A 25,037-nucleotide genomic window follows, 5' to 3' on the forward strand; every position below is an offset into this window, starting at 1 on the left:
CGTCACCATACTCCCGTTATGATTCCCGTATTTATTTGAATGCGCTCGTTGTAATACTGTCCATTAGGTAGAATATTCCCTTTTTACATTTCATATATTTATGGTCGTCTATTAAACTTATTCAACTCTCCACTGAAATAATCCCGTTCTCCAAATTCACCACTAAAATATGCACGCTCTCCATGAACTACATAATCCAAGCCTTGAGCTTCTTCCACTTCATCTGTTCCTAAAGCACTAAATAGCCCGATTACTTTTGCAATAACAAATGTGAGTACACCACTAAATATAATCGTTACGACAACTGCAACAATTTGTACCCACACCGTTTCAATTCCCCCACCAAATGCCAAACCATTAGTCACACTTTCATTCACTTTATGTGATTGGAATACGCCCGTTAATATAGCGCCTACCACTCCGCCTATACCATGAATGCCAAATGCATCTAAAGCGTCATTATATTTCAATTTAACCTTTATATAATTAATTGCAAAGTAGCAACAAATTCCTCCAATAAGTGCGATAATAATTGCGCTCATATAGCCAACGAAGCCTGCAGCTGGCGTAATTGCTACCAAACCAGCTAACATTCCTGATAACATTCCAATTAAACTTGTTGTCTTTTTCATGATATGCTCCATTACAGACCAGCCAAGTGCACCTGCACTAGCAGCAATGACCGTATTCACAAACGATGTCATCGCAATACTATCAAATGTCAAAGCACTTCCTACATTAAATCCATACCAACCGACCCAAACAAGAATGGCACCTATCAGTGTAATGATTAGGTTATGTGGCGGACGTTTATCAAAGTTTTTCCCTGCACCTATCATAATCGCCAATACCAACCCAGATACACCTGATGTAATATGAACCACTGTACCACCTGCATAATCTATAGCACCTAATTCATCAATCCAACCGCCGCCCCAGACCCAATGAGCAACTGGACTATAAACTAAGATAACCCATAAAAATACAAATATTAAGTACGGAATAAACTTCATCTTTTCAGCAATAGACCCAGACAATATGGATACCGCAATCGTACAAAACATTAATTGAAATAACATAAATAATGCCAATGGTATATGCGGTGAAATATCTGCTTGTGTGTTAAAGCCAACATGTTGTAATCCTAAATATGTAACATCCCCTAGGATTCGATTTCCTGAACCAAACCCTAAACTAAAGCCAAGTATAATCCAAGCAAAAGTCACCACAACAATCGCCGACATACTTTGCATTACAGTATTCAAGACATTTTTCGATTGGACTAATCCACCATAAAACAAACTCAACCCAGGCGTCATCAACCAAACCAATAAAGTACATAAGAATAAAAACAGCGTATCATTTAGATTCAATTTACATCACTCCTTTGCAATGCATCATACCCCCAAATTAAAGCAATAGCAAAAATGCGTCATGTAAAATAACACTATGTGTTAGATTTCATGACGCACTTTAACGAATTATACTATTTTTTTCATCATATTATAGACTGGTCGCCCTTCTAATAAACTGTCACCTTCGTGTTCATAATTACAAGCAGCATATAATTTTCGAGCGATTTCATTATCATTATTAACAGTTAAATAAATAGATTTAACATGTGGGAAATAGCTACGTACATACCTTTCAAGTTCTTCTATTATGCATTTGGCATACCCCATACCTCGATATCTTACATCAATACTAAACGATCTAAAGAAGATGCTTTCAGCAACATTGCTTGAATACGGACGTACACCATCACCTTCGTGCAACGTAAAGAACCCCACACATTGCTGTTGCGCATTAAAAACCAAGGTTGGATGTCGCTCTGAATCTATTTGTGCAAGTCTAATATTTTCTATAGGCGTTTTTGTAAATTGATTGTCTTCAGCTTTTAATGTTATACCTTCAACCGCTTCATATAAATCTTCATTATACGGTATTAAAGCAATGCCACTTGGTGCCGCTGCAACATTGTTGCTTCCTCTAGAATAATCAATCCATTTCAATACTGCAGGTGCAATTTGATCTCGTGCCGTAACATCAATCCATTGCATATCAGTAATTTCTTGAGCAGGATTTAATTTCTCCCAATCTACATCTGCTATAAGTCTAAATAAGTTCAACTCTGTTTGCGTATTCGGCTGAGGATATGCATCACCTATAATCGTAGTCATATACTCTATATCAGTTTCTGCAAGCGTCATTTGTAATTCCTCTTGTATTTCTCTTTGCAATGCCTGAATATGTAATTCTCCAGGGTCGATCTTACCTCCCGGAAAATAATATTTTTCACGATGCCTAGCTTGCACTAGTAATAGTTGGTCATCCTGTTCTATGACTAAGCACACACATCTAATCATCACTTTACACTCCTTCATACATCCTAGGTTTATTAGACAAAGTATTTTTAAACAATTCTAGCTTATGTTATCATACTTCAATATTCACACGTAGCAAGTTTTTTAAAATAACCTTAATTATCAAACTTATTTTATAGCAAAAATGCTATAATATTGAGCGATACTTATTAATACAAACAATGGAGGCTTCTAGAATGGCTAAAAAAACTAAACTTAATCGTATTTCTAATACTGTCAATTTTGTTGGCGTAGCTGTCGAAGGATTTAATTGGTATGCATATCAATCTAAAAATAAAAAATTAATTTATGCGAGCATGGCAATTTCGAGCGTCAGTGCTGTACTTGATTTTTATACTGCCTTAAAATCACCGAAGAAATTCGCTAAACTATTTTCAGCATTTACTTTAACTAGCACATTATTCACAACTGCTAGACGTATTAAATCTCTACGTAAGCAAACATCTTAACTCTAAACAACTAAGTATTCGAGTGAGCATAACAATAAATAAGACTCCTAGCACTAAGTGAATACATCATTCACCTAGTAGTTAGGAGTCTTTCTTTAATATATAGTAATTAATGAATATACTTATAAGCGCTCACTTGTGAAGCAGGAATCGTTCTATACGTTTTAATACCTGGAGAAGCACTGTAATTCATTTCTGAAACTGTAATGCTGCCATCAGAATTTTTAGATTCTACAAAAGCAACATGACCATAATATCCAGCATCTGATTGTAATATTGAACCAACTGTCGCTTTATGATCTACTGTGTAACCATCAGCAGCAGAAGCAGTATCCCAATTATTTGCATTCCACCAATAAGTACTAATACCTTTACCAATTTCTGCTCTTCTGTTAAATACGTGCCAAGTACATTGACCCCAATCATACAAATTAGAATGGTTGAATATAGGGGTATTATAGCTAGTTGAACCTGATGTCGAACCTGAACTTGATGAACCGCTTGTAGCTGTACCCGAAACTTTCAATCTTTGTCCTGGATAAATATTATAATTCGATAAGTTATTTAAGCTCATTATTTTTTGATATGTTGTGCCATATTTTGCAGCAATTGCAGATAATGAGTCTCCTGATTTTACTGTATAATACGTTGTTGAACCACTTGTACTCGTTCCACCAGTGCTTCCTGTAGATGTTGACGTACTACCTGAAATCTTTAATGTCTGACCTGGGTATATGTTATAGTTTGATAAGTTGTTTAAACTCATTATTTTTTGATATGTTGTACCATACTTTGCAGCAATTGCAGATAATGAATCCCCTGATTTCACTGTATATGTAGTTCCTGATGAAGTACTTGTTGATGAAGTACTTGAGCTTGTAGTCCCCGAAACTTTTAATGTTTGGTTAGGGAATATAACATTTGAAGATAAATTATTTAATGATTTCAATTTAGATACTGAAATATTAAACTTATTCGCTATTGACCAAAGTGAATCTCCGCTCTTCACCTTATAAGTTGTAGCAGCTTCTGCGTTTGACGTTGTAGCAACCGCAGCTAGCGCACTACTCCCAATTACCGTTGCAAGAATTTTTTTACGCACTAATTGTAAACCTCCCAATATATCTCTTTCATCTTGTGTACAATTTTTCACTACTTAATTATACAACTAGAAATTGTATTTTAGTATAAATTTTATATGACATTATTATTACAAAGATGAATTATTCTAAATTCACACTAAACATACACCACGATTAACTTTGTCTAAGTTTCATTTCAAAATATTACACTAATTTCATAGCATTTTGTAATATAATTCCGAATATCTTTATCACAATTTAATTTTCATCTTTAAATTCAATCATAAAAACCAATAATTTTACTATCGATTCTTTCATTTTCCTTTAATAAAAACAGATACGGGTAAAGAAATGTATAACATCAATAGAAAGTATAACAACTTGCATTATGTTTTTACTTATCTTAAAAATAATTAAACTTTTGCAGATATAACTCGAATCATTACTGGGGGGTAATTATTTGACTGAACAAAGTGCAAATAAAGATTTACGTATTAGAAGTAAAGCTATAAGTGAAGGTGTTAGTAGAACGCCAAATCGTTCATATTTACGGGCATTAGGCTTCGAAGATGAAGATTTCAATAAACCGATGATAGGCATTGCGAGTACATGGAGTGAAGTAACACCATGTAACATGCATATCGATAAGTTAGCACGCGCATCAAAGCAAGGTGTCAATGAATCGGATGCATCCGCACTTATTTTCAACACAATTACAGTGTCCGACGGTATCTCGATGGGTACAGATGGCATGCGTTTTTCATTACCAAGTCGTGAAATAATTGCAGATTCTATAGAAACGGTAATTAGCGCTGAAAACTTAGATGCTTTAGTTGCGATTGGTGGTTGCGATAAAAATATGCCTGGCTGTATGATAGGCATTGCGCGTTTGAATTTACCATCCGTATTTGTTTACGGAGGCACCACTTTACCTGGAAAATTAGATGGCAAAGATGTAGATGCAGTATCCGCATTTGAAGGTGTGGGACAATATAATAACGGAGAAATTGACGATGCAGCACTGCATAAAGTAGAATGTGCAGCTTGTCCTGGTGCTGGATCTTGCGGCGGTATGTTCACTGCTAATACAATGGCATCTGCGATTGAAGCGATGGGTATGAGCTTACCTGGAAGTGCCTCGCATCCTGCTGTTTCTGCAAATAAAGCAAAGGACAGTCGCGCTGCAGGTAAAGCAGTTTACCGATTGTTAGAGCAAGGAATCTATCCAAAAGATATCATGACTAAAGAAGCATTCGAAAATGCTATAACAATTGTAATGGCGTTAGGAGGCTCAACCAACGCAATTCTACACTTACTTGCAATCGCACAATCAGCAGATGTTGATTTAACACTCGATGATTTCGAAAAGGTTCGTAAACGTGTCCCACATATTGCCGACTTACGTCCTAGCGGAAAGTATGTAATGGCGCATTTAGATGAAGTTGGCGGTATCCCAGCTGTAATGAAGTTACTTTACGACAAAGGCTTGATTCACGGTGATTGTATGACTGTTACAGGTAAAACAGTAGCAGAAAATTTAGCTGACCAAGAGCCATTAACGGACAATAAATCAATTATTGATTTCGACAATCCAAAATATCCAACCGGTCCACTTGTTATTTTAAAGGGTAACCTTGCTCCTGAAGGCGCTGTAGCAAAAATTTCTGGTTTAAGTGTCACATATATTAAAGGTCCTGCTCGTGTATTCGATTCTGAACCAGCTGCGACGAAAGCAATCTTAAATAATCAAATTAATGAAGGAGATGTTATCGTCATTCGTTATGCTGGTCCAAAAGGAGCACCTGGTATGCCTGAAATGTTATCTGCTTCATCAATATTAGTAGGAAAAGGATTAGGCGAATCTGTAGCATTGGTTACAGATGGTAGATTTTCTGGTGGTTCCCACGGCTTAGTTATCGGCCATGCCGCACCTGAGTCTCAAGTAGGTGGACCTATGGCATTACTTGAAGAAAATGACATCGTTACAATTGATGCCGAACGATTAGAAATCAGCTTTGATGTTAGCGAAGATGAACTCAAGCGCCGTCGCGAAAAATGGCAAGCACCACCACTGAAAGCAACTAAGGGCGCTTTAGCAAAATATGCTAAACTTGTCTCTTCTGCATCCAAAGGTGCTACAACTGAATAATTACCTTTATAATCAATATACTTTCAACATCACACATTAACTATCGTCTTCCAACGGTTGTAGTTAATGTGTTTTTTTATTAAATAAATTTAGAACAATACAGTTTCGAATTCAAAACTGTAAAAAAATGTAAATTTTATTCAATTTCGCATAAAATATCACAACTTAAGAAGTATGCAACACTATAAAACTCAATTATATTAGACTTAAGTTAACAAAGATAAAGAGGGGTGAAACAATAATGGAATTCATCATCGATATCATCAAAAAATTAATCGAAACTTTCTCTAAATAATTTATAGTTAATCATACTTAAATAGCTGAAACATTTTGTTTTTCGACTATGCAAGCGTCTAAGACATAAAGTTTTCGGACAAGTATAAGCAGGCAATTTCTATTGAAATAATATAGAAATTGCCTTTTTCAATATTTTATGAAATGATACGGATTAATACCACGAGTATGTTGGCGAAACTCCTGAGGCTCCTGATGGAACAAGACAAGCTGAAGACTACAGCCTGAAGCTCTCCCCTATGAAAGTGAGCCAACAATACTAGATATTGAATAAAATTGGTAGTAGATAATTTTTCAAATATTTAATAATTGGTATGGCAACACTATAAAGTTAAATTTAGTAAGAAAATTTAAGCAGATGGTAATTAAACATCACAAATCATTTTAAAGTATGTTGGCGAGACTCCTGTGGGAACAGGACAAGCTGAAGACTACAGGCTGAAGCTGTCCCCTAGGAAAGCGAGCCAACAATACGAAGATACCCAATAAAAATAGGGTAGCTGTGATTAGCTACCCTACTGATTATAATTATGAAAATAATGTCTTAAGTACATTAAATAATGAACCTAATAATTCGAAAATATCTCCAGTCATGTTAATCCCTCTTTCTTAATTTATACTTGTTATTTTAGGCGTCTAATTGTTCACTTCTTACTAATTCATCGGCGATACCGTGCCAGAATTGTTGTAATTCCACGCTATCGTGAGTTGGGTCAGTAGCATCTTGTCCAACAAAGTCAACGTGATCCCAACCATGTCTTACTGGTGTTACTTGCCAAACACCTTTTTGAATTTCATCAGTAGCATCAACATATGCTTGATTATTTGGATGTTGAGATGAAACAACAGATACAAGTCCATCATTTTCTCTCCATGACGTATTAGCTGTTTTACCAATGATATTACCAGTAAGCGTAAATGGTAAGAACATATTTAAATCAGATTTCTGACGGCCAAATAATGTCGGTCTTGTAGATTCACCTGTATATGTTTTATAGACAATATTTGGATTGAGAGAAGTATTAGCATTTAATTTTGCAGCACCTTCTGTACTTAAATCATATAAACCATTGTCTTGCGTTTTCCATAATTTACTATTTTGTACACGTTTAACGTAATCTAAATAAGATTCGCCCTCTTTTTGTTTTAATCCCCATTGATTTAGACCAAAATCAGAATGTGAATCTGTATTACCTTTAAATTTCACATAATCATAAACAACCTGTCTAATAAATGCTTCATTACCTAATTCATCTGACGCAACTGTTCCATTATGTGGTGTACCAAGCGTAGTAATCGAAGTAATCATATTATCATTGCCACCTTGATAAAGTGGTGAAATTTCACCACCGTGTTCTTTCTGGTAAGCAATTTCCTCTGGATTACCATTGCGCAGTAATTCTTCTAATTGTCTAACTGTTTGACCACCCATACTATGCGCTACCAAATGTACTTTTTGTCCTGGTTGCCAATCTTTGTAGACACCCTCATATGTTTTTCCGTAACGTTCGTGTCCATATTTTTCAGCGTGAGCAGCACCGTAATCTACTGTTCCACCTTTAATGTAATAATACAATTCAACAGCTCTGTCATAGTTACTACTCAACGCCCCAATACTTGCTTCATACGTTTCATAACCATTGTCTTGTAAATCTTGTCTAATGTTTAGTTTATCTCCACCCCAATAATGTGAAAGGATTGGTGGATTTATATCATCTGTGAAACCGTTGAAACCATGCACTAAAATAATTGGATCATCATTCTTATATTGACCTTGTTTTGCTGTTTTAGTAGGTTGTTCATTTGTTTGTTCACTTGTTTGTTGTGTTTGTTTTGGTACAGTAGCTACTGCACTGTCTTTGAGTGCTTTTAGTGTTGAAGTAGAATCTTCATCTTTACTATTATCCTGTGAGCTATCTGTAGATTGTAATTCGCTTTGAAGTTGTTCAAGTGATACAGTATCATTTTGTTGACTGATATCAACCTTTTCTGACACAACTTGTTGGTTATCTGCTTCCACGCCAGTATTATCTTGGGTCGCAACTATATCTTCATTAGCTACATTTGCATTATTTGTTTGAGTTAATTTATTATCTTGAATTACATTTTGTGGACGTTCTACTTTACTCTGTTGGTTAGTTGAAGTTTGCTCTTGTGTATCTTTCGTTGTTCCTTCTGCCTGTTGATCTTTTGTTGCTGTATCTACTTTATCTTGTTCGTTATATTCTGGATCCACTGGTGATTCTGTTGATTTTGTTTGGTCCTCTTTCGTTGTTTCTTCTGCCTGTTGATCTTTTGTTGCTGTATCTACTTTATCTTGTTCGTTATATTCTGGATCCACTGGTGATTCTGTTGATTTTGTTTGGTCCTGTGTATCTTTCGTTGTTCCTTCTGTCTGTTGATCTTTTGTTGCTGTATCTACTTTATCTTGTTCGTTATATTCTGGATCCACTGGTGATTCTGTTGATTTTGTTTGATTCTCTTTCGTTGTTCCTTCTGCCTGTTGATCTTTTGTTGCTGTATCTGCTTTATCTTGTTCGTTGTATTTTGGATTTACATCGTTAGTGGTTAAATCACTTTCTGTAGCCACATCTTGTGCATTATGTACATCCTTTTGTGACGATGACTCAGTAGTTGCATCTTTACTGTTTACTTGGTTTATATCTTGCGTATTATTTTGATTCGATTCGTCTGATAAAGAAGTATTAGTATTCACTTCTTGCTTAGATTGTGTAGCGTCAACTTGTTGTTGCTCTTCTTCAGCAGCTTGTGCAGTTCCTGCCCCTAAAAATAATAAAGCTCCAATGAGGATTGACGATGCACCAACACTAAATTTTCTGATACTGTATTTATTTTGTTTTTTCTCCATCTTAGACACCTCTTAAAAATATTCAAAATTACACTCTTAAAACCCAACGCATTTTAAATAAATAAATTAACGATGAAGCGTGGTAATAATTCAAAAAACTTTCCGATGAGAGCTTCCATAATTTTACCCCTCTTTAGAAAACGCTTACATTTACAAAGAAAAATTTTATTTATTAAAAGTATTAATCTATAATTTATATATTCGTATACTATAATTAACAATTAATTGCTTCTAATAAATAATTTATTAAAATTGTACTAAACTGATAGTTAAATGTCAATGAAATGACACAATTTAATTTTATACAACTATTACCTGTTTATTGCTGATTTAAACAATATATTTAGCTAATTTAATTTGCAACGATTGATTCTATATACTTCATACTCATTTTACTGAAGTAAATTCTTTATTAATAAACTACTACAAAGTTTTAGTCAAATTTAACCGTCATCAACTGCATATAAAAAAGTGCCAACAAAGCGCAATACTTTGTCGGCACCTACCTATAACTATTAATAAAATAGAGTGTTATCTTTAAATAAATTGAACAACAAATATCAAAATGATTACAATCGGCAATACAAATTTTATTAAGTAATACCACGGTGCAAACAATTTAAATTTATCTTTACCAAAGTGTTCAACTAAATCTTCTTTGCTAAGCACATGACCTACAACGAGCGTTGTCCCTAATGCACCTAATGGCATTAAAATATTTGATACTAAGAAATCCATATTATCGAAAATTGTACCCGCTGCAAAATGAATACCACTCAAACTACTGAAGGATAGTGTTGCTGGAATACTGATAATAAATACTAATAAACTAGCATAAAATGATACCGATTTTCTTTTACTGTTATCATTTTTAGTGAAGTTAGATACGTTCAACTCTAATAATGAAATAGAAGACGTTAACGCAGCAAACAAGAATAGTATCAAGAAGATAAAATAGAATGTAGAACCAAGAGCCATTTGATCAAATACTTTTGGCAATACTTTAAACAATAAACCTGGGCCATCCGTTGGCTTGTAACCAAATGCTGCAATTGCTGGGAAAATAGCTAGCCCTGCAAGTACTGACACCAATATATTCATCGCTACAATAGATACTGCAGATGTTTTAATCGGCATCTCTTTTGAAGCATAGCTCGCATACGTAATCATACCTGTAGTTCCAAGTGAAAGTGTAAAGAATGATTGACCTAAAGCAAACAAGATACCTTCCATAGTGATATCTTCAACACGAGGTTGTAATATAAATTTCAACCCTTCCATTGAACCACCTAACGTCAATGATTTTATAACTATGACAATTAAGAAGATAAATAGTAAAGGCATCATAAATTTCGAAGCTTTTTCTAGTCCTTTTTCAACGCCCATCATGACTATAATCATAGTTAACAAGATAAACACACCTTGTCCTATTATCGTCAATAACGGACTTCCAATAATGGATTCAAATTGAATATCTCCAAGTTTACCACCTTGGAATGATAATAATTGCAGTGCTACATTAAATATATAAATGATAATCCATCCACCAATAACACTGTAAAAACCAAACAATACAAAAACAGCTAAATTACCGTTCCAACCAATGATATTCAACCATCTTTTTTGTGTTAATTTCTCATAAATTTTAGTGGTATATGTTTGTCCCATTTTACCAACAGTAAATTCCATAACTAATAATGGTAAACCTACAAAAATTGTAAATACTAAAAACATTAATAAAAAGGCGCCACCGCCATATATACCTGCCATATATGGGAATTTCCACATTGCGCCTAGTCCTATTGCAGAGCCTGCACTAGCTAATATAAAGCCAGTTGAAGACTTCCATTGTGATTGTTTACTCATAACCCTACATCCTTTATATTTTACAAAACTTTATTGCGTTAAAGCGTTTTAGCGATATAGATTATACTATATCATTTTTCTACTTTCGGCTCAATAGCGTTTTTATTAACACAAAAATGACATACCTTCATTTACTCTTTTATAGCCCTAATTCTCGCTGAAAATGTACAATTTGTGACTATATGTAGTTGTAATACTTTAAATATTAGAAATTGTCTGAAACTTCATTGAATTAAATGGTATTCTGTGTTAAAGTATTTTGTGTTTTGCGCAAGTAAATATCCTTGAAATTGAGGTAATCATAATGAATAAACTAATATTAATGTCTGGTCTCATGTTATTTTCATTTTTCTTTGGGGCTGGAAATTTAATTTTCCCACCGATGCTTGGCTATACTGCCCAAGATAATATGTGGATTGCGATGGGCGGCTTTGCAATAACTGGTATTTTATTACCTTATTTAACCGTCATTGTTGTCGCATATATGAATGGTGGCGTGGAGAGTATTGGTAATAAAGTACATCCAATATTCGGCACTATTTTTGCAGTATGTATATATTTATCAATAGGTGCACTTTACGGCATCCCAAGAGCTGCCAATGTAGCATATGAAATAGGTACGAACCATGTTTTACCTGTACATAACCATGCAACTTTAATCATATTCTCTGTTATATTTTTCTTTGTTGTATACTTTATCGCATTATATCCTAGCCGAATTATAGATAATTTAGGAAAATATCTAACACCTATATTAATTATTATAATTGCGATCCTGTGCATACTCGTTATTTTTAATCCAGAAGGATCAATCGGACAAGCAACTGGTGACTATGCGAAAACACCAATCGTATCAGGAATCTTACAAGGTTATTTCACAATGGATCTCGTAGCCGCATTGGCATTTTCAGTTGTGATTGTACAAATGTTTAAAATGCATGGCATCGAAGATCATCGTACATTAGTAAAAAATGTAATTAAAGCAGGTCTTATTTCTGCTATCTTATTATTATTAATCTATTTTGCACTTGCTTATGTTGGAGCAACAACGAGTCACGCTGGTTTCAAAGATGGCACTGGCATTTTAACTTTTAACTCATTACGTGTATTTGGCTCACTAGGTAATTTAATTTTCGGTATCATTGTTATACTCGCATGTTTAACAACTTGCGTCGGTCTAGTCAATGCATGTGCGGCTTTCGCCATGAAAAAACTGCCTAAAATTTCATATAAAATGTTTGTACTTATCTTTTCATTATTAGGTTTCTTAGTTTCTACACTAGGTTTAGACTTAATTTTACAAATTGCAGTACCACTATTGACGTTCATCTACCCAACTTCTATCGTATTGGTAATTATTTCATTAGTGAGTATTTTCATACCATTTGATTTAAAATTTGCGTATATTTTACCAACTATAGTCACTTTAATTATTTCAGTATTACAAATTGTTAGTGACTTTAAGTTAAGTTCAGCCATCTCAAATTTATATCATGCATTACCATTAGCCGATATCCAACTCGCATGGTTATTGCCATTTATCCTATTACTTATTATCGGCTTAATTATTGATGCATTATTTCAACATAAAAAACGAAAAGTAACGGTGTAACCACCACAACAACACAATAGCTTATCTAACTGTCTATTTCGGTAACACGCTCAAACTAGTGCGCAAAACAAAGCACTTAACCGTGGCATTTAGAGCAACTCTTAAAGGTATCAAGATCCTTGAATTACTCATTTAACATATTCAAGACTTGATACCTTTTGTCTATCTATTATGAATTAATTTAAACAACATGATTACTATATATTATTTGAAATCACGCTATTTACCATAAGCGGTGTTACTAGCCCATTCTGTTATGCTATAATCAAAGAAATATTACACATTTACATGTAAAGATATAATTATTTCACTTTAAAAGGAGCTGACATTTACTTGGACTTATTTAAATCATTTCTCAATACTTTAGAAACAGATTCTCAAAAAGACACCATGAGCCAAGTATTTCAATGGATGAATGACACATTTCCAAAACTAGAGACAACTGTGAAGTGGAACCAACCTATGTATACTGATCATGGCACATTTATCATAGCGTTTAGTAAGGCTAAACAACATTTCTCAATCGCACCTGAAGCGAAAACTATGTCCCATTTTTCTGAACGCATTACAAATGCAGGTTATTCACAAACCAATAATTTATTCAAAATAAAATGGACACAGGATATTGATTTTAATTTATTACAAGATATTATCCAATTTAATATTGATGATAAACAGAACTGTGATTCATTTTGGAGAAAGTAAAGCAGTATAGCGTCTTAAATGCTAAGTAATGCATAGTTCGCACTTAACATGCTAAAGACAAAAATATGCTACTAATTAATAAAAGACAATTACTACTTTATCTTCACCGATAATAGTAATTGTCTTTTTTGTTGAGCTTAGATTCAAACCAATAAGATCCATGATATTTACACTCATTTGTATTTTTTATTCATAATCTTCTAAGAAAGCAATAATATCCCGTTCTACATCTGGGCGCCCCTCTCCATGCGTCATAAGATGTTTCGAATGTGGATATCCAGAAATTTCCTTGTCATTATGTTTAATATGTTCATAAATGTAATTTGCACTCTTTGCATAGGACTGTTCGTCTTGTTCTCCATATTTAATTGCAATCGGTGCAGTAATATCTTCTAAATTTGCCATCACTTCATCTACGAGCAATTTAAATTTCTGTAACTGTGCATGATAACTTTCAATCATCGTCAATTGTCTGGTTACCTCTTCCTCAGATAACCCTACTAAATCACCCATGCGTTGGCAATAATATGTTAAGCGCGCTTCTAATCCTGCATCATCTTTACTAAATGGTGTCGACATGACAACTACTGAGTGCACATCAGTCGTTTCCGCTAATTTCAACGATAAGATACCACCTAATGACACACCACAAACACTGATTTGTTGATACCCTTGCTCTTGTAAAAAGCGATAGCCAGCTTGTGCCGTTTTCAACCAATCATCCGTATTGTACTCTAGTAAATCTTCTAATAACAAACCATGACCTTCATATGCTGGTACATAGCACGTATAGCCTACTTTATGTAATTTATTCGCTAATAACTTCACATCTCTTATCGTACCGGTAAAAGAATGTAACAGCAATATCGCGTGACTTGCCTCCTGCTGTTCTAAAAATAAAGAATTTGGTGCTTTTACATTTATCATCTTTTGTCACTCCAAATATTAATTTCATATACAAGTTTAAGCTAAAAAATTCAATCGCACAAAACAATTCACCTCATTTATTGATATGACAATAAATAAACGTTGCTTCAATTTGAATGTTCATACTAAATTAAAGCAACGCTATATTGAAATGTTTTAATACAAATTATTTTAAAGACTTAACAACTAGAAAAATTGTAGTTCATAAACAGATTTATCATTATACGTATTAAAGCTATCAATCTTCCCGTTCAAGTGTAAATATTGTTCCTTTCTACTCACATTATGTTTATATGTTATCTTGATATTTAAATTCGAATCATAGCCTTCATTTTTTATTGTATTTTCTATTTCAGAATATACATCCTTATTAATTGGCAATAAATATCCCTCTTTACTAGGTAATATATTAATATATTTACGTTGCAATACATCATCATCACCTAGGTAAATTTCAACTTTTATATTTTTAGCAGCCCCACCACCAAGATTATATAATTTCATATAATCTTGTTCAGACTCACTATCAATACCTGTATTGGTAAGTTGTAATTGACCCTTCTCACGTGTAACAAGAATCTGATTGAAGCTTAACGCCGGTATAAAACTAATCTTCATTTGATAAAGTTGTATACTTACTGATACAAAGTAAAACAAAGCCATGACAAAAGTTCCAATCGAGCCAATAGCCGATATAATATTAATCATTTATTATTACCTCCATGACATAAATTTTCTAATATTCATTATAAAATCAAGCGTTCCCCACTTTTTAGAACTTACTTTTTTAAAAACATGGTTAATTTGTACGTTACCATGCTACATACCATATATCATTATCAATTGTAGAAAAAACCAATATATCCCTTTAAAAATAAAAATAATTTATTAATTTAATAATAATATGTTAACATATTTAATGTGTAATTAAATTTTAAAATACAGGAGAATTCAATGGCAGAAAATACATATTTTTTCAAATGGTTTTTTAAAAAAGAATTATATATCATAACCTTCACTTGTATGTTTATTTACCTTTTATCAGTCTTTTCTAAACCTGTATATGCTGACAGTTATGCTTCAATGACCGAACTGATGAATGATACAGAACAGGGGATTGACTGGAATTTATCGTATGACAAGCGTTTTGGCAATACGATAATTGCAGCTGTACATGGTGGCAATATTGAACCTGGTACAACAGAGGTTTCTAAATTAATCGCCAACAATGGATTTTATAATTATTATAGTTTTGAAGGTATTAGAACGACAAATAATGGGGAATTGCACGTAACATCTACAAATTATGACGAACCAACTATTTTAGATATGCAACAACAAATGACTAAATCCGTTATGATACATGGCGCTAGTGGTTCAGACTCAGTTGTTTACATAGGAGGAAAGGACGAGCCGTTAAAGAGCTCAATCAAGAAGCAATTAGAACTCAGAGGATTTAATGTTCAACCTACCCCTCGATATTTAGAAGGAGATTCCGATGCCAATATTGCGAATCGTAATGCTAAAAATGCAGGCGTACAGTTAGAACTATCATTAGGTTTACGTGCTTCATTTTTTAATAATGGGGATTTAACACGCTTTTCAAGAGAAGATGAAACAAATTGGAGCCCTATCATGCATGAATTTGCTGACGCGATAACTGTAGCTATTTTGCAAAATTAATAATATTTATCATTCACTTCGTCATATATGTGTGTATATCATTTTTGTAATATTCAAACAAATAAACCTTATTAATTCATCAATTTTGACGAATAATGCTTGTTACCATTCATGTATAATATAAAATGACGGAATTTAAAGAAAATGAGGTTATAAATATGGATGATTTGAAGATTAATAAACGATTAATTATGACACCAGGTCCTGTAAGTGTAGACCCTCGTGTTTCTCAAGCAATGTCTAATTCTATATTAGGTCAGTTCGACTATGAGTTTGTTGGTATAATGAATGAAACAATGGAATTGATACGCCAATCTTTTTTGACTAACAATCAATGGTCATTCCCAATTGATGGTACAAGTCGTGCTGGACTAGAAGCTGTCATTTCTAGTGTTGTTAAACCTGGTGATGATGTACTCATCCCGATTATCGGACGTTTCGGTTATTTATTCACTGAACTTGTCACTAGAGCAGGTGGTATTGTACATAATATTCAAAAACCTATGGGCGAAGTATTTGAACAATCCGAAATAATAGCTGCATTAGATGAAATCAAACCAAAAGTATTGGCTATTGTACACGGCGAAACATCTACGGGACGTCTTCAACCTATTGATAAAATTGGTCGTGCATGTAAAGAACGTGGCATTTTATCGGTAGTAGACGCAGTAGCAACATATCAAGGTATGGTTATCCCTGTTGATGAATGGGAACTTGATGCAGTTGTTGGAGGCGCTCAAAAGTGTTTATCTATCCCTTCAGGCATAACACCAATTACCTTTAATGAGCGCTTTAGCGAAGCAATTAATCGTCGTAAACGTGTCGAACTTGGTATACGTTCTGATGAAGTAGTCGAACAAGAACCTTTCATCCGCAGTAACTATTTAGATTTAACCCAATTACAAGACTACTGGAGCCCTAAACGCTTAAATCATCACACAGAATCTACAACTTCAATTTATGCATTGAACACAGGATTGAAGCTTGCACTTAAAGAAGGCATCGAAGCTCGTGCACAACGTCACGCTTTCCATCAAACAGGCTTGAAAGCTGCACTTAAAGCACTCGGACTTGAGATTTATGGTGATGAGGAAAATGAAATGAAAATGGTAATCTGTATAAAGATACCAAATGGTGTAGATGATGCTACCTTTAGAGAAGGTTTATTAAAGCACTATTGTATTGAAATCGCTGGTTCATTCGGAGATCTACAAGGTAAGATTTGGCGAATTGGCATAATGGGTTATGCTGTAGAAAAGCAAAATATATTAACTTTCTTATCAGTATTTTCACTTTACTTAGCACAACAAGGTGTACCTAATTTAGAACCTGAAAAAGCACTTACTACATTATTACAACATTACGCAACACAAGATTAATCCTTTTTGATTTACATCACACATGTATGTCTCGTAGATTAATTGTATGAATTACACATTTTAAATTTAAAATAATACGCGCCCTTAAATGAAATTAATCGTTCATTTAAGGGCGCTTTTAGAGCTATAATACACATATCAACTGAACAATACTCAACAATGTCTAACCAAAAGCTAAACCAAACATGATTTTAATACTGATCATACTATTACCATTCACGGTAAAAAATCCTCACCAATAGCTACTGTAGTATTGTATAGTGATGCTTCTTGTGAATTAATATAATAAATAAGCCACCCACTTCCAAATATCCTTAGAAAGTGGGTGGCTTAATAAGTTGTACAGTAACTCTATCGAATCACAACAACCTTACTTCGACGTAATATCGCTATTACATTACAAACTAATTAATTTTTCAACTTGACTCTTTTGTTATAATGATTCATCTTCTATGACACGTCTCTTAGAAGCAGGATAACCAAATGCAAAGAATAGCACTGACATTACAAGCAAGGCAATGATTCCAGAAATCCAACTACCTGTTGCATCATGAAGATAGCCGATTAAAAATGGACCTACGGCAGCTATCAAGTAACCTACTGATTGACCAAAACCAGATAAAGAGATGCTGCCCTCACTTGTTTTCGCTCTAATTGAAAAGAATGTCATACATAAACTGAAACAAGCGCCCATCGCAAGACCAGCAATAACAATCCCTATAATAAGTAGTACTAAAGATTGTGTGAAGAATAAGCTAAATCCTACTATGAATAGTAACGTAATAATAATTACTAATATGCGTTGATCCTTTAACTTAGAAGCAATAATCGGAAAAGTAAAGGTCATTGGTACTTGTGCGAACTGATTTAACATGAGTAAATAACCCGCAGTTGATGGATCTAAACCTCTATCTACTAAAATTGATGGTACCCATGCAACAACGGTATAAAACACCATTGATTGGAAGCCCATAGTTAATGCTACCATCCACGCTAATTTAGAGCGAGTGATTTTAACTTTTTTTGGTTTAACCGTCTCATTAGAATCCATAGCTGCACGTTCTAATGTTGCCCCTTTTCGAGCTTTTGGCAACCATAATATAATGGCCATAATTGCCAAAACAATCCAAAATGCTAAAGACAATCTAAATCCTAAAGGTGATATTTGTGATAATGGAAAGCTCAATCCTCCACCTAAACCTGCAGTAAAATTCATCGTCCCACTATAAATTCCCGTCGCCACACCAATTTGCAATGGAAAATACCATTTTACATAACTAGGCAACATCACATTCCCAAATGCTATGGCAATACCCAATACAACTGTACCAATAATAAACAGTGTAAAATCACCTGTAACACGAAGATAAAGGGCAAATATGAGTAAAATTGTTGAGTACAATATCGTTCGCGACATCGTCAGACGTGCTGTTACTTTAGAGACAACCGGTGATACAATAGCAAAAATAACAAGCGGTATCGTTGTGAGTATACCTGCAACACTATTATTTATCTCCATCACATGTTTTATCTCATCTACTACTGGACCTACGGAAGTAAGTGGTGCACGAAGCGTCGAAGCGATAAATACTATCGCTATAATCACGCCCCAATTCTTATTTATCTTATTCACATGAGAAGGATCAGTCATTTTATATCACCTTTCTTTGTAATCTTGTCATATAATAAGTTAACGAATCGACCAAATACATAAGCTTTGACCGATTCGTATCCAAATTAACTTTACTTAAGTTTAATTTACAACTTCAGTACTCGCTTCTAGCACGATGCGTGTACCTGCTTTTCCTTCTAATGCTTCAATTGCATCATCTAATGAACAAATGATGGCCTCTTTACCCATTTCTGCAAATTGAATCGCTGCTTCAACTTTAGGTAACATACTACCTGCTGGGAATTGCCCCTCACTTACATATTGTTTAGCCTGTTCTACTGAAATTGTCTCTAGCTTTTCTTCATTCGGTTTACCGTAATTCACATAGACGTTAGATACATCAGTCAGCATTACAAAGGTATCAGCATCAACTTGTTGTGCTAACTTTAAACCAGAGCGATCTTTATCAATGACAGCTTCGACACCATGTATCTTACCTTGGATATCACGATACACAGGTATACCTCCACCACCAGATGAAATAACAATCGCTTGATCAATAAGCGCCTTGATTTGATTCACACCATGAATCACTAGTGGCTCTGGTGATGGAACAACACGGCGATATCCTCTTCCTGCATCTTCTGCCATAACAAAGCCGTGCTTTTCTTCTAAACGTTTCGCTTCGGCCTCATCAAAGAATACTCCAATTGGTTTTGTTGGATTTTTAAATGCTGGATCATCTTTGTCAACTTCTACCATTGTCAATAACGTTACTACATTACTTTCTATATTTAAAGTCTCAAGATGATTCTTTAACGCTTCTTCCATCATATATCCAATAAACCCTTGTGATTCTGCGTTACAAGCATTGATCGGTAAAGGTTCTACAATATCTTTAGCCGCTTCATTTTGAGCGATGATATTACCTACTTGCGGTCCATTACCGTGAGTAACGACTACATTATGTCCTTGTTGCTTTAATTCTGCCATCTTTTTAGTAGCAGCACTGATATTATTATATTGATTTTCGTATGTCGCTTCTTGCTTTGGTTGTAAGATTGCATTTCCACCTAAAGCAAGTACTACTCGCTTACCCATACGTTCCACTCCTTAACGTTAATGCTACAAACACACCATACAATGTATCTTTCCCTGATGATGACCCTACTTGTATTAAGCGATCAATATTGTCTGGTGTTGGTTCTGTTTGTAACACTGATATTTTCGAACTAAATAGACCTTTTTGTGCACATTTTAAGAAAGTTTCACTGACAAGTGTCGTTAATGTTTCTCTCAGTAGTTGCTTTAAAATAATTAAATTATGATTTCTAATATACGGATTGATAAAATGAATGAACAACATACCTGTTAAAATATCGTCACCTGTTGGCGTTAACCCTTGTCCTCTACCGATAATAAAGCGATAGTAACGTTCCACTTCTTCAGAACTACCATGTGCTAAAGCGTAAATAAAGTGTCTTAAATATGAACTATTAAAATCACCTTGCTCATATTCAGAGAAATCATATTTAGCAACACATGAGCGTAGTTGTGTCACCTGATCACTCATATGTGCTTCAAATGAAGCGAGTTGCTTCACTTTCCAAACAAGTTGACATTCAGCATCGATATAAATCGTATTCGCACTCACTTTAATCGTTTGCTGTTGATGTACTTTACCTAGTAATTGATCACGTGTTTGCGCGTCAATTTGAATACCAAATGGGAATGTGCCATTGTCATCTGTTCCAATAAATATAAGTTCCTGTCTATGATTAACGATATTAAATCCTTTTTTAAAAATACTATGCACATAAAATGTCTCACGTTCTTCTAGTATTTCCTGGGCAATACCCCCAATTGCAAGCGCTCTATAAATCACGCCTTAAAGCCTAATTTTTCTGCATAAGCAGTGATTGCTTTTTCAAAACATTCAATTGGTGGGTGTACTGTACCTGCTCCAATTTGACCGTATCCAGCAATTTTATGTGCGATACCTGTGTTGATAACAGGTGTGATGCCTGTTTCAACAACTTTACGAGCATCAATTCCAAGACAAGCACCTTTAAAGTTCCATGTTGGAATAACGAAATTCGGATTTTCACCAATACAAATTTCAGTCATATCATTACTGATTTCTAAAGCATCTTCAAATCCACCAGTACCAACAAATCTTGTTACAGCAGGAGCTGCAATCATTGCCATACCACCTACACCAATAGTTTCAGTGATAGCTGAATCACCAATATCTGTATTAGCATCATCTGCAGAATAACCTGTAAAGTATAATCCTTGTGGTGTATTAACAGGTGCTGTAAACCATTCATCGCCCATTCCAGCAATACGAACACCAAAGTTTTCACCATTACGACACATTGCCGTAACAACCGTACCATGTTCAATTTGACGTGCTGCGTCCATCATAGCTTTACCTGTTGCCATTGCAATATTTAGGAAGAACTGATCCGTATCTGCTAAAAATTGCAGCACTTCAGTACGTTGTGCTGGCTCTACATCTTCCAACGAACTAATGATTGGTGTAACTTCCTTCAAGAATGCTAAAGAGGCAGCAATGTTTCGTTGATGGAATTCATCTCCCATTGCAATTGCTTTGGCAATTAACACATTTACGTTTAAACCTTCATCCATTTGTCTTAAAGCTTTACTCAATACTGGACCTAATACATCTTTCATCCAGTGCAAACGATTCACGACTGTTTCGTTATAAGCGCCAAAACGTAAAACCGCACCAATACCTTCATTCATTTGGCAATATGCTTCATTTCCACTTTCTCTATTCTCAACGACTAGAACTGGCATATTCGCAGAAGTGATACCACCCATAGGCCCAACGGCATTTACATGGTGACATGGAATTAATGTAATCTTTCCACCTTCTAATAATTGTCTCGCTTCTTGCTCATTGTTAGCCCAACCTTCGAACAAAATAGCGCCTACACACGAACCTTGCATTGGATCCGTCATGTTTTCATATTTGATTGGCGGTCCAGCATGTAATAATACGTGATCAGTCAATTCTGGAATTTTTGATTTTGCAGGCACAACATCCACTAAGAAAGGTGCTGCTGAAATCATTTTATCTATTACAGCTTGGTTTGCTTCATCTATTGTTTTGTAACCCATCTTATACCGTCTCTCCTTCGAAGTTATTTAAGTATTGGAGTACTTTCATTAATTTTTCATTTCCACCAGCAATAGGTCTCCAATTAAATTGGACAACTTGTGCATCGTTTGATTGAATTGCTTCAGTAAAACTCTTCAATCCAATGTTAATCACACTAGGTTTAACATTGATTAAATTCATAATTTTATCGTCTACAGATAAATCAACTGGATCTGCATCAATTTGTTTCACTTCTAATTGTGGTTGCTCAACTGTACTACCAATTAAATTTAATGCTGTACGTACCATTTGATCATTTGTATCACAAACGATAGCGCCTGCAGCTTTTAATGTTTCAATTTGAGCTTGATATCCTTGATAATCATGTTCTGTACCCACTACAGTCGCTAATACTACAAGAGAACGACCGTCTGCTTTAACTTTGTTTAAGATCTTTTGAATTGTAGGTGCAAGTTCACTCGCCATATCATCATGACTACCATAACCAATCACGTTGTCTAACATAATAACTGCAGTAGCAGGATCATCTGAAGATGTTTCCAACATTTCAATACGTTTTGAAGGATCAATCATTGGATGTGGTTTGCCTTGAGTGTAGATGTCATCACCCAAGTCAATAATCTCGTGGTTACCGCCTTTATATGCGAATCCTTCCGGTGTTTCGCCACTAGACAAATCACCTAATGTATCTTTAACGAGCATTGCAGCTTCAGATGCTAATGTTCCACCAGAATAGAAACCTTTGATACCATCTTGCTTGGCTGTTAGATTAGCTGATATATTTTCAAATAATCTTGGTTTAAAGTTTGGTGTCTCTCCATTTGAAAGTTGCACTGATACACGTGCTGCTTCTTCTAATGTATAAGCATGGTAAATATTTGTTTCCGTATAAGTTGGTTTTGCTCCAAGGAATAAAGTAACTACTGGTTTTTCTATATTTCGTAACACACTAAGTACTTGTTCCTCTACTTCTTTAGCTGGTGGTTTAGAAATTACTGTTATAACCTTTACAGTAGGATCTTGATTCAATGCTTTTATACTGTCTAACATAGTAATTGCCCCGACTTCAGATGATAAATCTCTTCCACCTGTACCGATAGCATTTGTAACACCTTTACCTTCGCGGTCAATGATTGTTGTCACTTCTTGAATACCAGTTCCAGAAGCACCGACAATACCAATATCACCTTCGTTAACAATATTCGTAAATGCGAGTGGTAAGCCATGGATAATACCTGTACCACAATCAGGACCCATAACGAGTAATCCTTTGTCATGTGCTAAATTTTTTAAACGTGTTTCATCTTCTTTTGCTACATTGTCACTAAACATAAAGACATTTAAATTATGATTTAACGCATTTTCAGCTTCCATAGCTGCATATTGACCTGGAATCGAAATCAACGCTAAGTTCGGATTATTAGCTAACTCTAATGCACGAGACCAATTCGAAGCTTCATTGTGCTTTTGCTCTTGATCATTACTTTCTGCCTTACCTTTTAGTTCTGCCTCAACTTCTTGATCGACTTCTTCAACTTTTGCAGCATCTTCAGTGTCAATGACGATTACAATATCGTTCGGCTTAGCATTTTCTAATTCTGCTGTTCCTAGACCTGATGATTTGAAAATATCTTTATTAGCAGGCGTTCCCATCATTATTGAAACTTTATTTACGCCTTCTATCGCAGATAATTTATTCGATAACAACATAAGCACAATCGAATCTTGGTACGTGTTTTCTTTAATAATTGTGTGTAACATTTTATTCCTCCATTATTATTCTGCAAATCTATTTTTGCCGTGATATCTATCGTAATGTACATCTTCTGAGACTAAATAATCATAAATGTCATCGACAATTTCGATGCCATCCTTATCATACTTGTCACTGCGCAATCTTCCTCTTTCGCCTGGATAGAAAATTTCTCCATATCCTTCAGCTGCAGGTTGCGCTTTAAGTTCATCTAACATTGTAGATATATTCTTTTTAAATTCATTTAAATCTGTAAAGAATGCTGGATTAATAACGATATGTAATTGCCCTAAGTCACGCCCTTTAGTCAAGTCCTTATACATGGATGACACGTGGACGCCATGTGGCACACCTAATAAACTACCTGACAAAATATCGACCATCATCATCAATCCATAACCCTTTGGTCCTGCTACAGGTAATAACGCGTGAACATCTCTCGAATCAGTAGTTGGTTCACCTTTACCATTTACAGCCCATGTATCTGGTATAGATTGATGTTTCGCTCTCGCATCTAACACTTTGCCCCATGCTTGTACAGTCGTTGCCATATCGAACGTAATGATACGTTCGTCATTTGAAGGTGAACTAAACGCAATTGGATTCGTACCAAAATATGGCTCTGTTCCACCAAACGGTACTACCATAGGATCTGATTGACACATACTAATACCAACCATATCTTGCTTGGCAGCCATTTCGACAAAGTAGCCTAATGCGCCACTATGAGAAATATGCTTAACACCAACCACCGCAACGCCATTTTCCTTGGCCATCTCAATGGCATGTTCCATCGCTTGCTTGGCAGCTTGATGTCCCGGACCATTATCGCCTTCAAATACTGCTGATGACGGTCCCGTCTGTTCAAATTCATAGTTTGGATTTGTCGTGATACCACCTTTTGCGATACGTTCGGCGTAGTATTCTACTCTGACTGCACCATGCGAATGAATACCTCGATGATCTGCAAATGTTAGAACATCAGCAACATCACTAGCTGCATCCTCGTTTAAACCTGCCTTTTGCAATTTTTGTTTCATTAAATCAAATAAAGTTTCTTTAGTTAAACGCACATCTTTACCTCCTTCAATCATTTGGTTAATCATTAATCGTCATAAATTTCAT

Annotated in this window: 19 protein-coding genes and 1 pseudogene; 6 read left to right on the plus strand and 14 right to left on the minus strand. The window is 34.9% G+C overall.

The genetic code is table 11. The annotated features are described in order from the left end of the window. Positions 1-98: 98 nt before the first annotated feature. The 3 genes and pseudogenes from ACY191_RS00125 to ACY191_RS00135 all read right to left on the minus strand — a co-directional run. Complete coding sequence (locus tag ACY191_RS00125; RefSeq protein WP_042739932.1) at positions 99-1,373, minus strand: ammonium transporter; 1,275 nt, start codon at positions 1,371-1,373, stop codon at positions 99-101. A gap of 108 nt (positions 1,374-1,481) precedes the next feature. After that, the gene (locus tag ACY191_RS00130; protein WP_306669275.1) at positions 1,482-2,012 is read right to left on the minus strand and encodes a GNAT family N-acetyltransferase; all 531 of its coding nucleotides are present in this window, start codon (positions 2,010-2,012) and stop codon (positions 1,482-1,484) included. Further along, positions 2,001-2,366, minus strand: a pseudogene (locus tag ACY191_RS00135) (NUDIX hydrolase); the annotation flags it as partial. The pseudogene ACY191_RS00135 and the gene ACY191_RS00130, both read right to left, overlap by 12 nt. A gap of 194 nt (positions 2,367-2,560) precedes the next feature. On the opposite strand from ACY191_RS00135, the gene ACY191_RS00140 reads away from it, so the two are divergent. Further along, a complete protein-coding gene (locus ACY191_RS00140; RefSeq protein WP_042739930.1) occupies positions 2,561-2,833 on the plus strand; it encodes a hypothetical protein in 273 nt (90 codons plus the stop codon). A 109-nt stretch (positions 2,834-2,942) separates the two neighbouring features. Here the strand turns inward: ACY191_RS00140 and ACY191_RS00145 are convergent, their stop codons facing one another. Next, positions 2,943-3,935 carry a LysM peptidoglycan-binding domain-containing protein gene (locus tag ACY191_RS00145; protein WP_042739929.1) on the minus strand — a complete coding sequence of 331 codons (993 nt, stop codon included), beginning with the start codon at positions 3,933-3,935 and terminating at the stop codon, positions 2,943-2,945. A gap of 440 nt (positions 3,936-4,375) precedes the next feature. On the opposite strand from ACY191_RS00145, the gene ilvD reads away from it, so the two are divergent. Then, positions 4,376-6,064 (plus strand): dihydroxy-acid dehydratase, encoded by a 1,689-nt coding sequence (gene ilvD, locus ACY191_RS00150; protein ID WP_229366850.1) that lies wholly within the window; start codon positions 4,376-4,378, stop codon positions 6,062-6,064. A gap of 922 nt (positions 6,065-6,986) precedes the next feature. Here ilvD and lip read toward each other — a convergent pair. Continuing rightward, positions 6,987-9,227, minus strand: coding sequence for a YSIRK-targeted triacylglycerol lipase (gene lip / locus ACY191_RS00155; protein WP_229366849.1), 2,241 nt, complete (start codon positions 9,225-9,227; stop codon positions 6,987-6,989). Between the two features lie 537 nt (positions 9,228-9,764). Continuing rightward, a complete protein-coding gene (locus ACY191_RS00160) occupies positions 9,765-11,093 on the minus strand; it encodes a sodium-dependent transporter (protein ID WP_042737561.1) in 1,329 nt (442 codons plus the stop codon). A gap of 304 nt (positions 11,094-11,397) precedes the next feature. Here ACY191_RS00160 and brnQ point away from each other — a divergent pair, with 304 nt between their 5' ends. Then, positions 11,398-12,705, plus strand: coding sequence for a branched-chain amino acid transport system II carrier protein (brnQ, locus tag ACY191_RS00165; protein ID WP_229366848.1), 1,308 nt, complete (start codon positions 11,398-11,400; stop codon positions 12,703-12,705). A 333-nt stretch (positions 12,706-13,038) separates the two neighbouring features. Next, positions 13,039-13,410, plus strand: a complete 372-nt coding sequence (locus tag ACY191_RS00170; RefSeq protein WP_107511755.1) for an iron chaperone — start codon at positions 13,039-13,041, stop codon at positions 13,408-13,410. Between the two features lie 186 nt (positions 13,411-13,596). On the opposite strand, the gene ACY191_RS00175 is transcribed toward ACY191_RS00170, so the two are convergent. Next, entirely contained in the window at positions 13,597-14,337 is a 741-nt protein-coding gene (locus ACY191_RS00175) for an alpha/beta hydrolase (RefSeq protein ID WP_042737564.1), read from the minus strand. Between the two features lie 186 nt (positions 14,338-14,523). Continuing rightward, a complete protein-coding gene (locus ACY191_RS00180; RefSeq protein WP_229366847.1) occupies positions 14,524-15,045 on the minus strand; it encodes a hypothetical protein in 522 nt (173 codons plus the stop codon). 246 nt (positions 15,046-15,291) lie between these two features. Here ACY191_RS00180 and ACY191_RS00185 point away from each other — a divergent pair, with 246 nt between their 5' ends. Next, complete coding sequence (locus ACY191_RS00185; RefSeq protein WP_042737566.1) at positions 15,292-16,020, plus strand: poly-gamma-glutamate hydrolase family protein; 729 nt, start codon at positions 15,292-15,294, stop codon at positions 16,018-16,020. Between the two features lie 158 nt (positions 16,021-16,178). Then, positions 16,179-17,399, plus strand: a complete 1,221-nt coding sequence (locus ACY191_RS00190) for a pyridoxal-phosphate-dependent aminotransferase family protein (RefSeq protein WP_229366846.1) — start codon at positions 16,179-16,181, stop codon at positions 17,397-17,399. Between the two features lie 433 nt (positions 17,400-17,832). Here the strand turns inward: ACY191_RS00190 and ACY191_RS00195 are convergent, their stop codons facing one another. From ACY191_RS00195 to allD, 6 genes are all read right to left on the minus strand, one after another. After that, positions 17,833-19,050: a CynX/NimT family MFS transporter gene (locus ACY191_RS00195; RefSeq protein ID WP_229366845.1), complete on the minus strand. Its 1,218-nt coding sequence runs from the start codon at positions 19,048-19,050 to the stop codon at positions 17,833-17,835. 102 nt (positions 19,051-19,152) lie between these two features. After that, positions 19,153-20,112 carry a carbamate kinase gene (gene arcC / locus ACY191_RS00200; protein ID WP_107511750.1) on the minus strand — a complete coding sequence of 320 codons (960 nt, stop codon included), beginning with the start codon at positions 20,110-20,112 and terminating at the stop codon, positions 19,153-19,155. Further along, entirely contained in the window at positions 20,105-20,896 is a 792-nt protein-coding gene (locus tag ACY191_RS00205; protein ID WP_229366844.1) for an oxamate carbamoyltransferase subunit AllH family protein, read from the minus strand. Before ACY191_RS00205 ends, arcC begins: the two co-directional genes overlap by 8 nt. Next, entirely contained in the window at positions 20,893-22,158 is a 1,266-nt protein-coding gene (locus ACY191_RS00210; RefSeq protein WP_107579356.1) for a YlbE family protein, read from the minus strand. Before ACY191_RS00210 ends, ACY191_RS00205 begins: the two co-directional genes overlap by 4 nt. A 1-nt stretch (position 22,159) precedes the next feature. After that, positions 22,160-23,920, minus strand: coding sequence for an acyl-CoA synthetase FdrA (locus tag ACY191_RS00215; RefSeq protein WP_229366843.1), 1,761 nt, complete (start codon positions 23,918-23,920; stop codon positions 22,160-22,162). A gap of 15 nt (positions 23,921-23,935) precedes the next feature. Further along, positions 23,936-24,985: an ureidoglycolate dehydrogenase gene (gene allD, locus ACY191_RS00220; protein ID WP_229366842.1), complete on the minus strand. Its 1,050-nt coding sequence runs from the start codon at positions 24,983-24,985 to the stop codon at positions 23,936-23,938. Positions 24,986-25,037 lie beyond the last annotated feature (52 nt).

This window comes from Staphylococcus sp. TCBT05, from assembly GCF_055179755.1.

Excerpts from the sequence above, each read along its gene's own strand:
- ACY191_RS00160 (WP_042737561.1), bottom strand. The coding sequence starts at position 11,093 with ATGAGTAAACAATCACAATGGAAGTCTTCAACTGGCTTTATATTAGCT.
- arcC (WP_107511750.1), bottom strand. The coding sequence starts at position 20,112 with ATGGGTAAGCGAGTAGTACTTGCTTTAGGTGGAAATGCAATCTTACAA.
- ACY191_RS00140 (WP_042739930.1), top strand. The coding sequence starts at position 2,561 with ATGGCTAAAAAAACTAAACTTAATCGTATTTCTAATACTGTCAATTTT.
- ACY191_RS00190 (WP_229366846.1), top strand. The coding sequence starts at position 16,179 with ATGGATGATTTGAAGATTAATAAACGATTAATTATGACACCAGGTCCT.
- ACY191_RS00180 (WP_229366847.1), bottom strand. The coding sequence starts at position 15,045 with ATGATTAATATTATATCGGCTATTGGCTCGATTGGAACTTTTGTCATG.
- ACY191_RS00195 (WP_229366845.1), bottom strand. The coding sequence starts at position 19,050 with ATGACTGATCCTTCTCATGTGAATAAGATAAATAAGAATTGGGGCGTG.
- ACY191_RS00185 (WP_042737566.1), top strand. The coding sequence starts at position 15,292 with ATGGCAGAAAATACATATTTTTTCAAATGGTTTTTTAAAAAAGAATTA.
- lip (WP_229366849.1), bottom strand. The coding sequence starts at position 9,227 with ATGGAGAAAAAACAAAATAAATACAGTATCAGAAAATTTAGTGTTGGT.
- brnQ (WP_229366848.1), top strand. The coding sequence starts at position 11,398 with ATGAATAAACTAATATTAATGTCTGGTCTCATGTTATTTTCATTTTTC.
- ACY191_RS00215 (WP_229366843.1), bottom strand. The coding sequence starts at position 23,920 with ATGTTACACACAATTATTAAAGAAAACACGTACCAAGATTCGATTGTG.
- ACY191_RS00210 (WP_107579356.1), bottom strand. The coding sequence starts at position 22,158 with ATGGGTTACAAAACAATAGATGAAGCAAACCAAGCTGTAATAGATAAA.
- ACY191_RS00175 (WP_042737564.1), bottom strand. The coding sequence starts at position 14,337 with ATGATAAATGTAAAAGCACCAAATTCTTTATTTTTAGAACAGCAGGAG.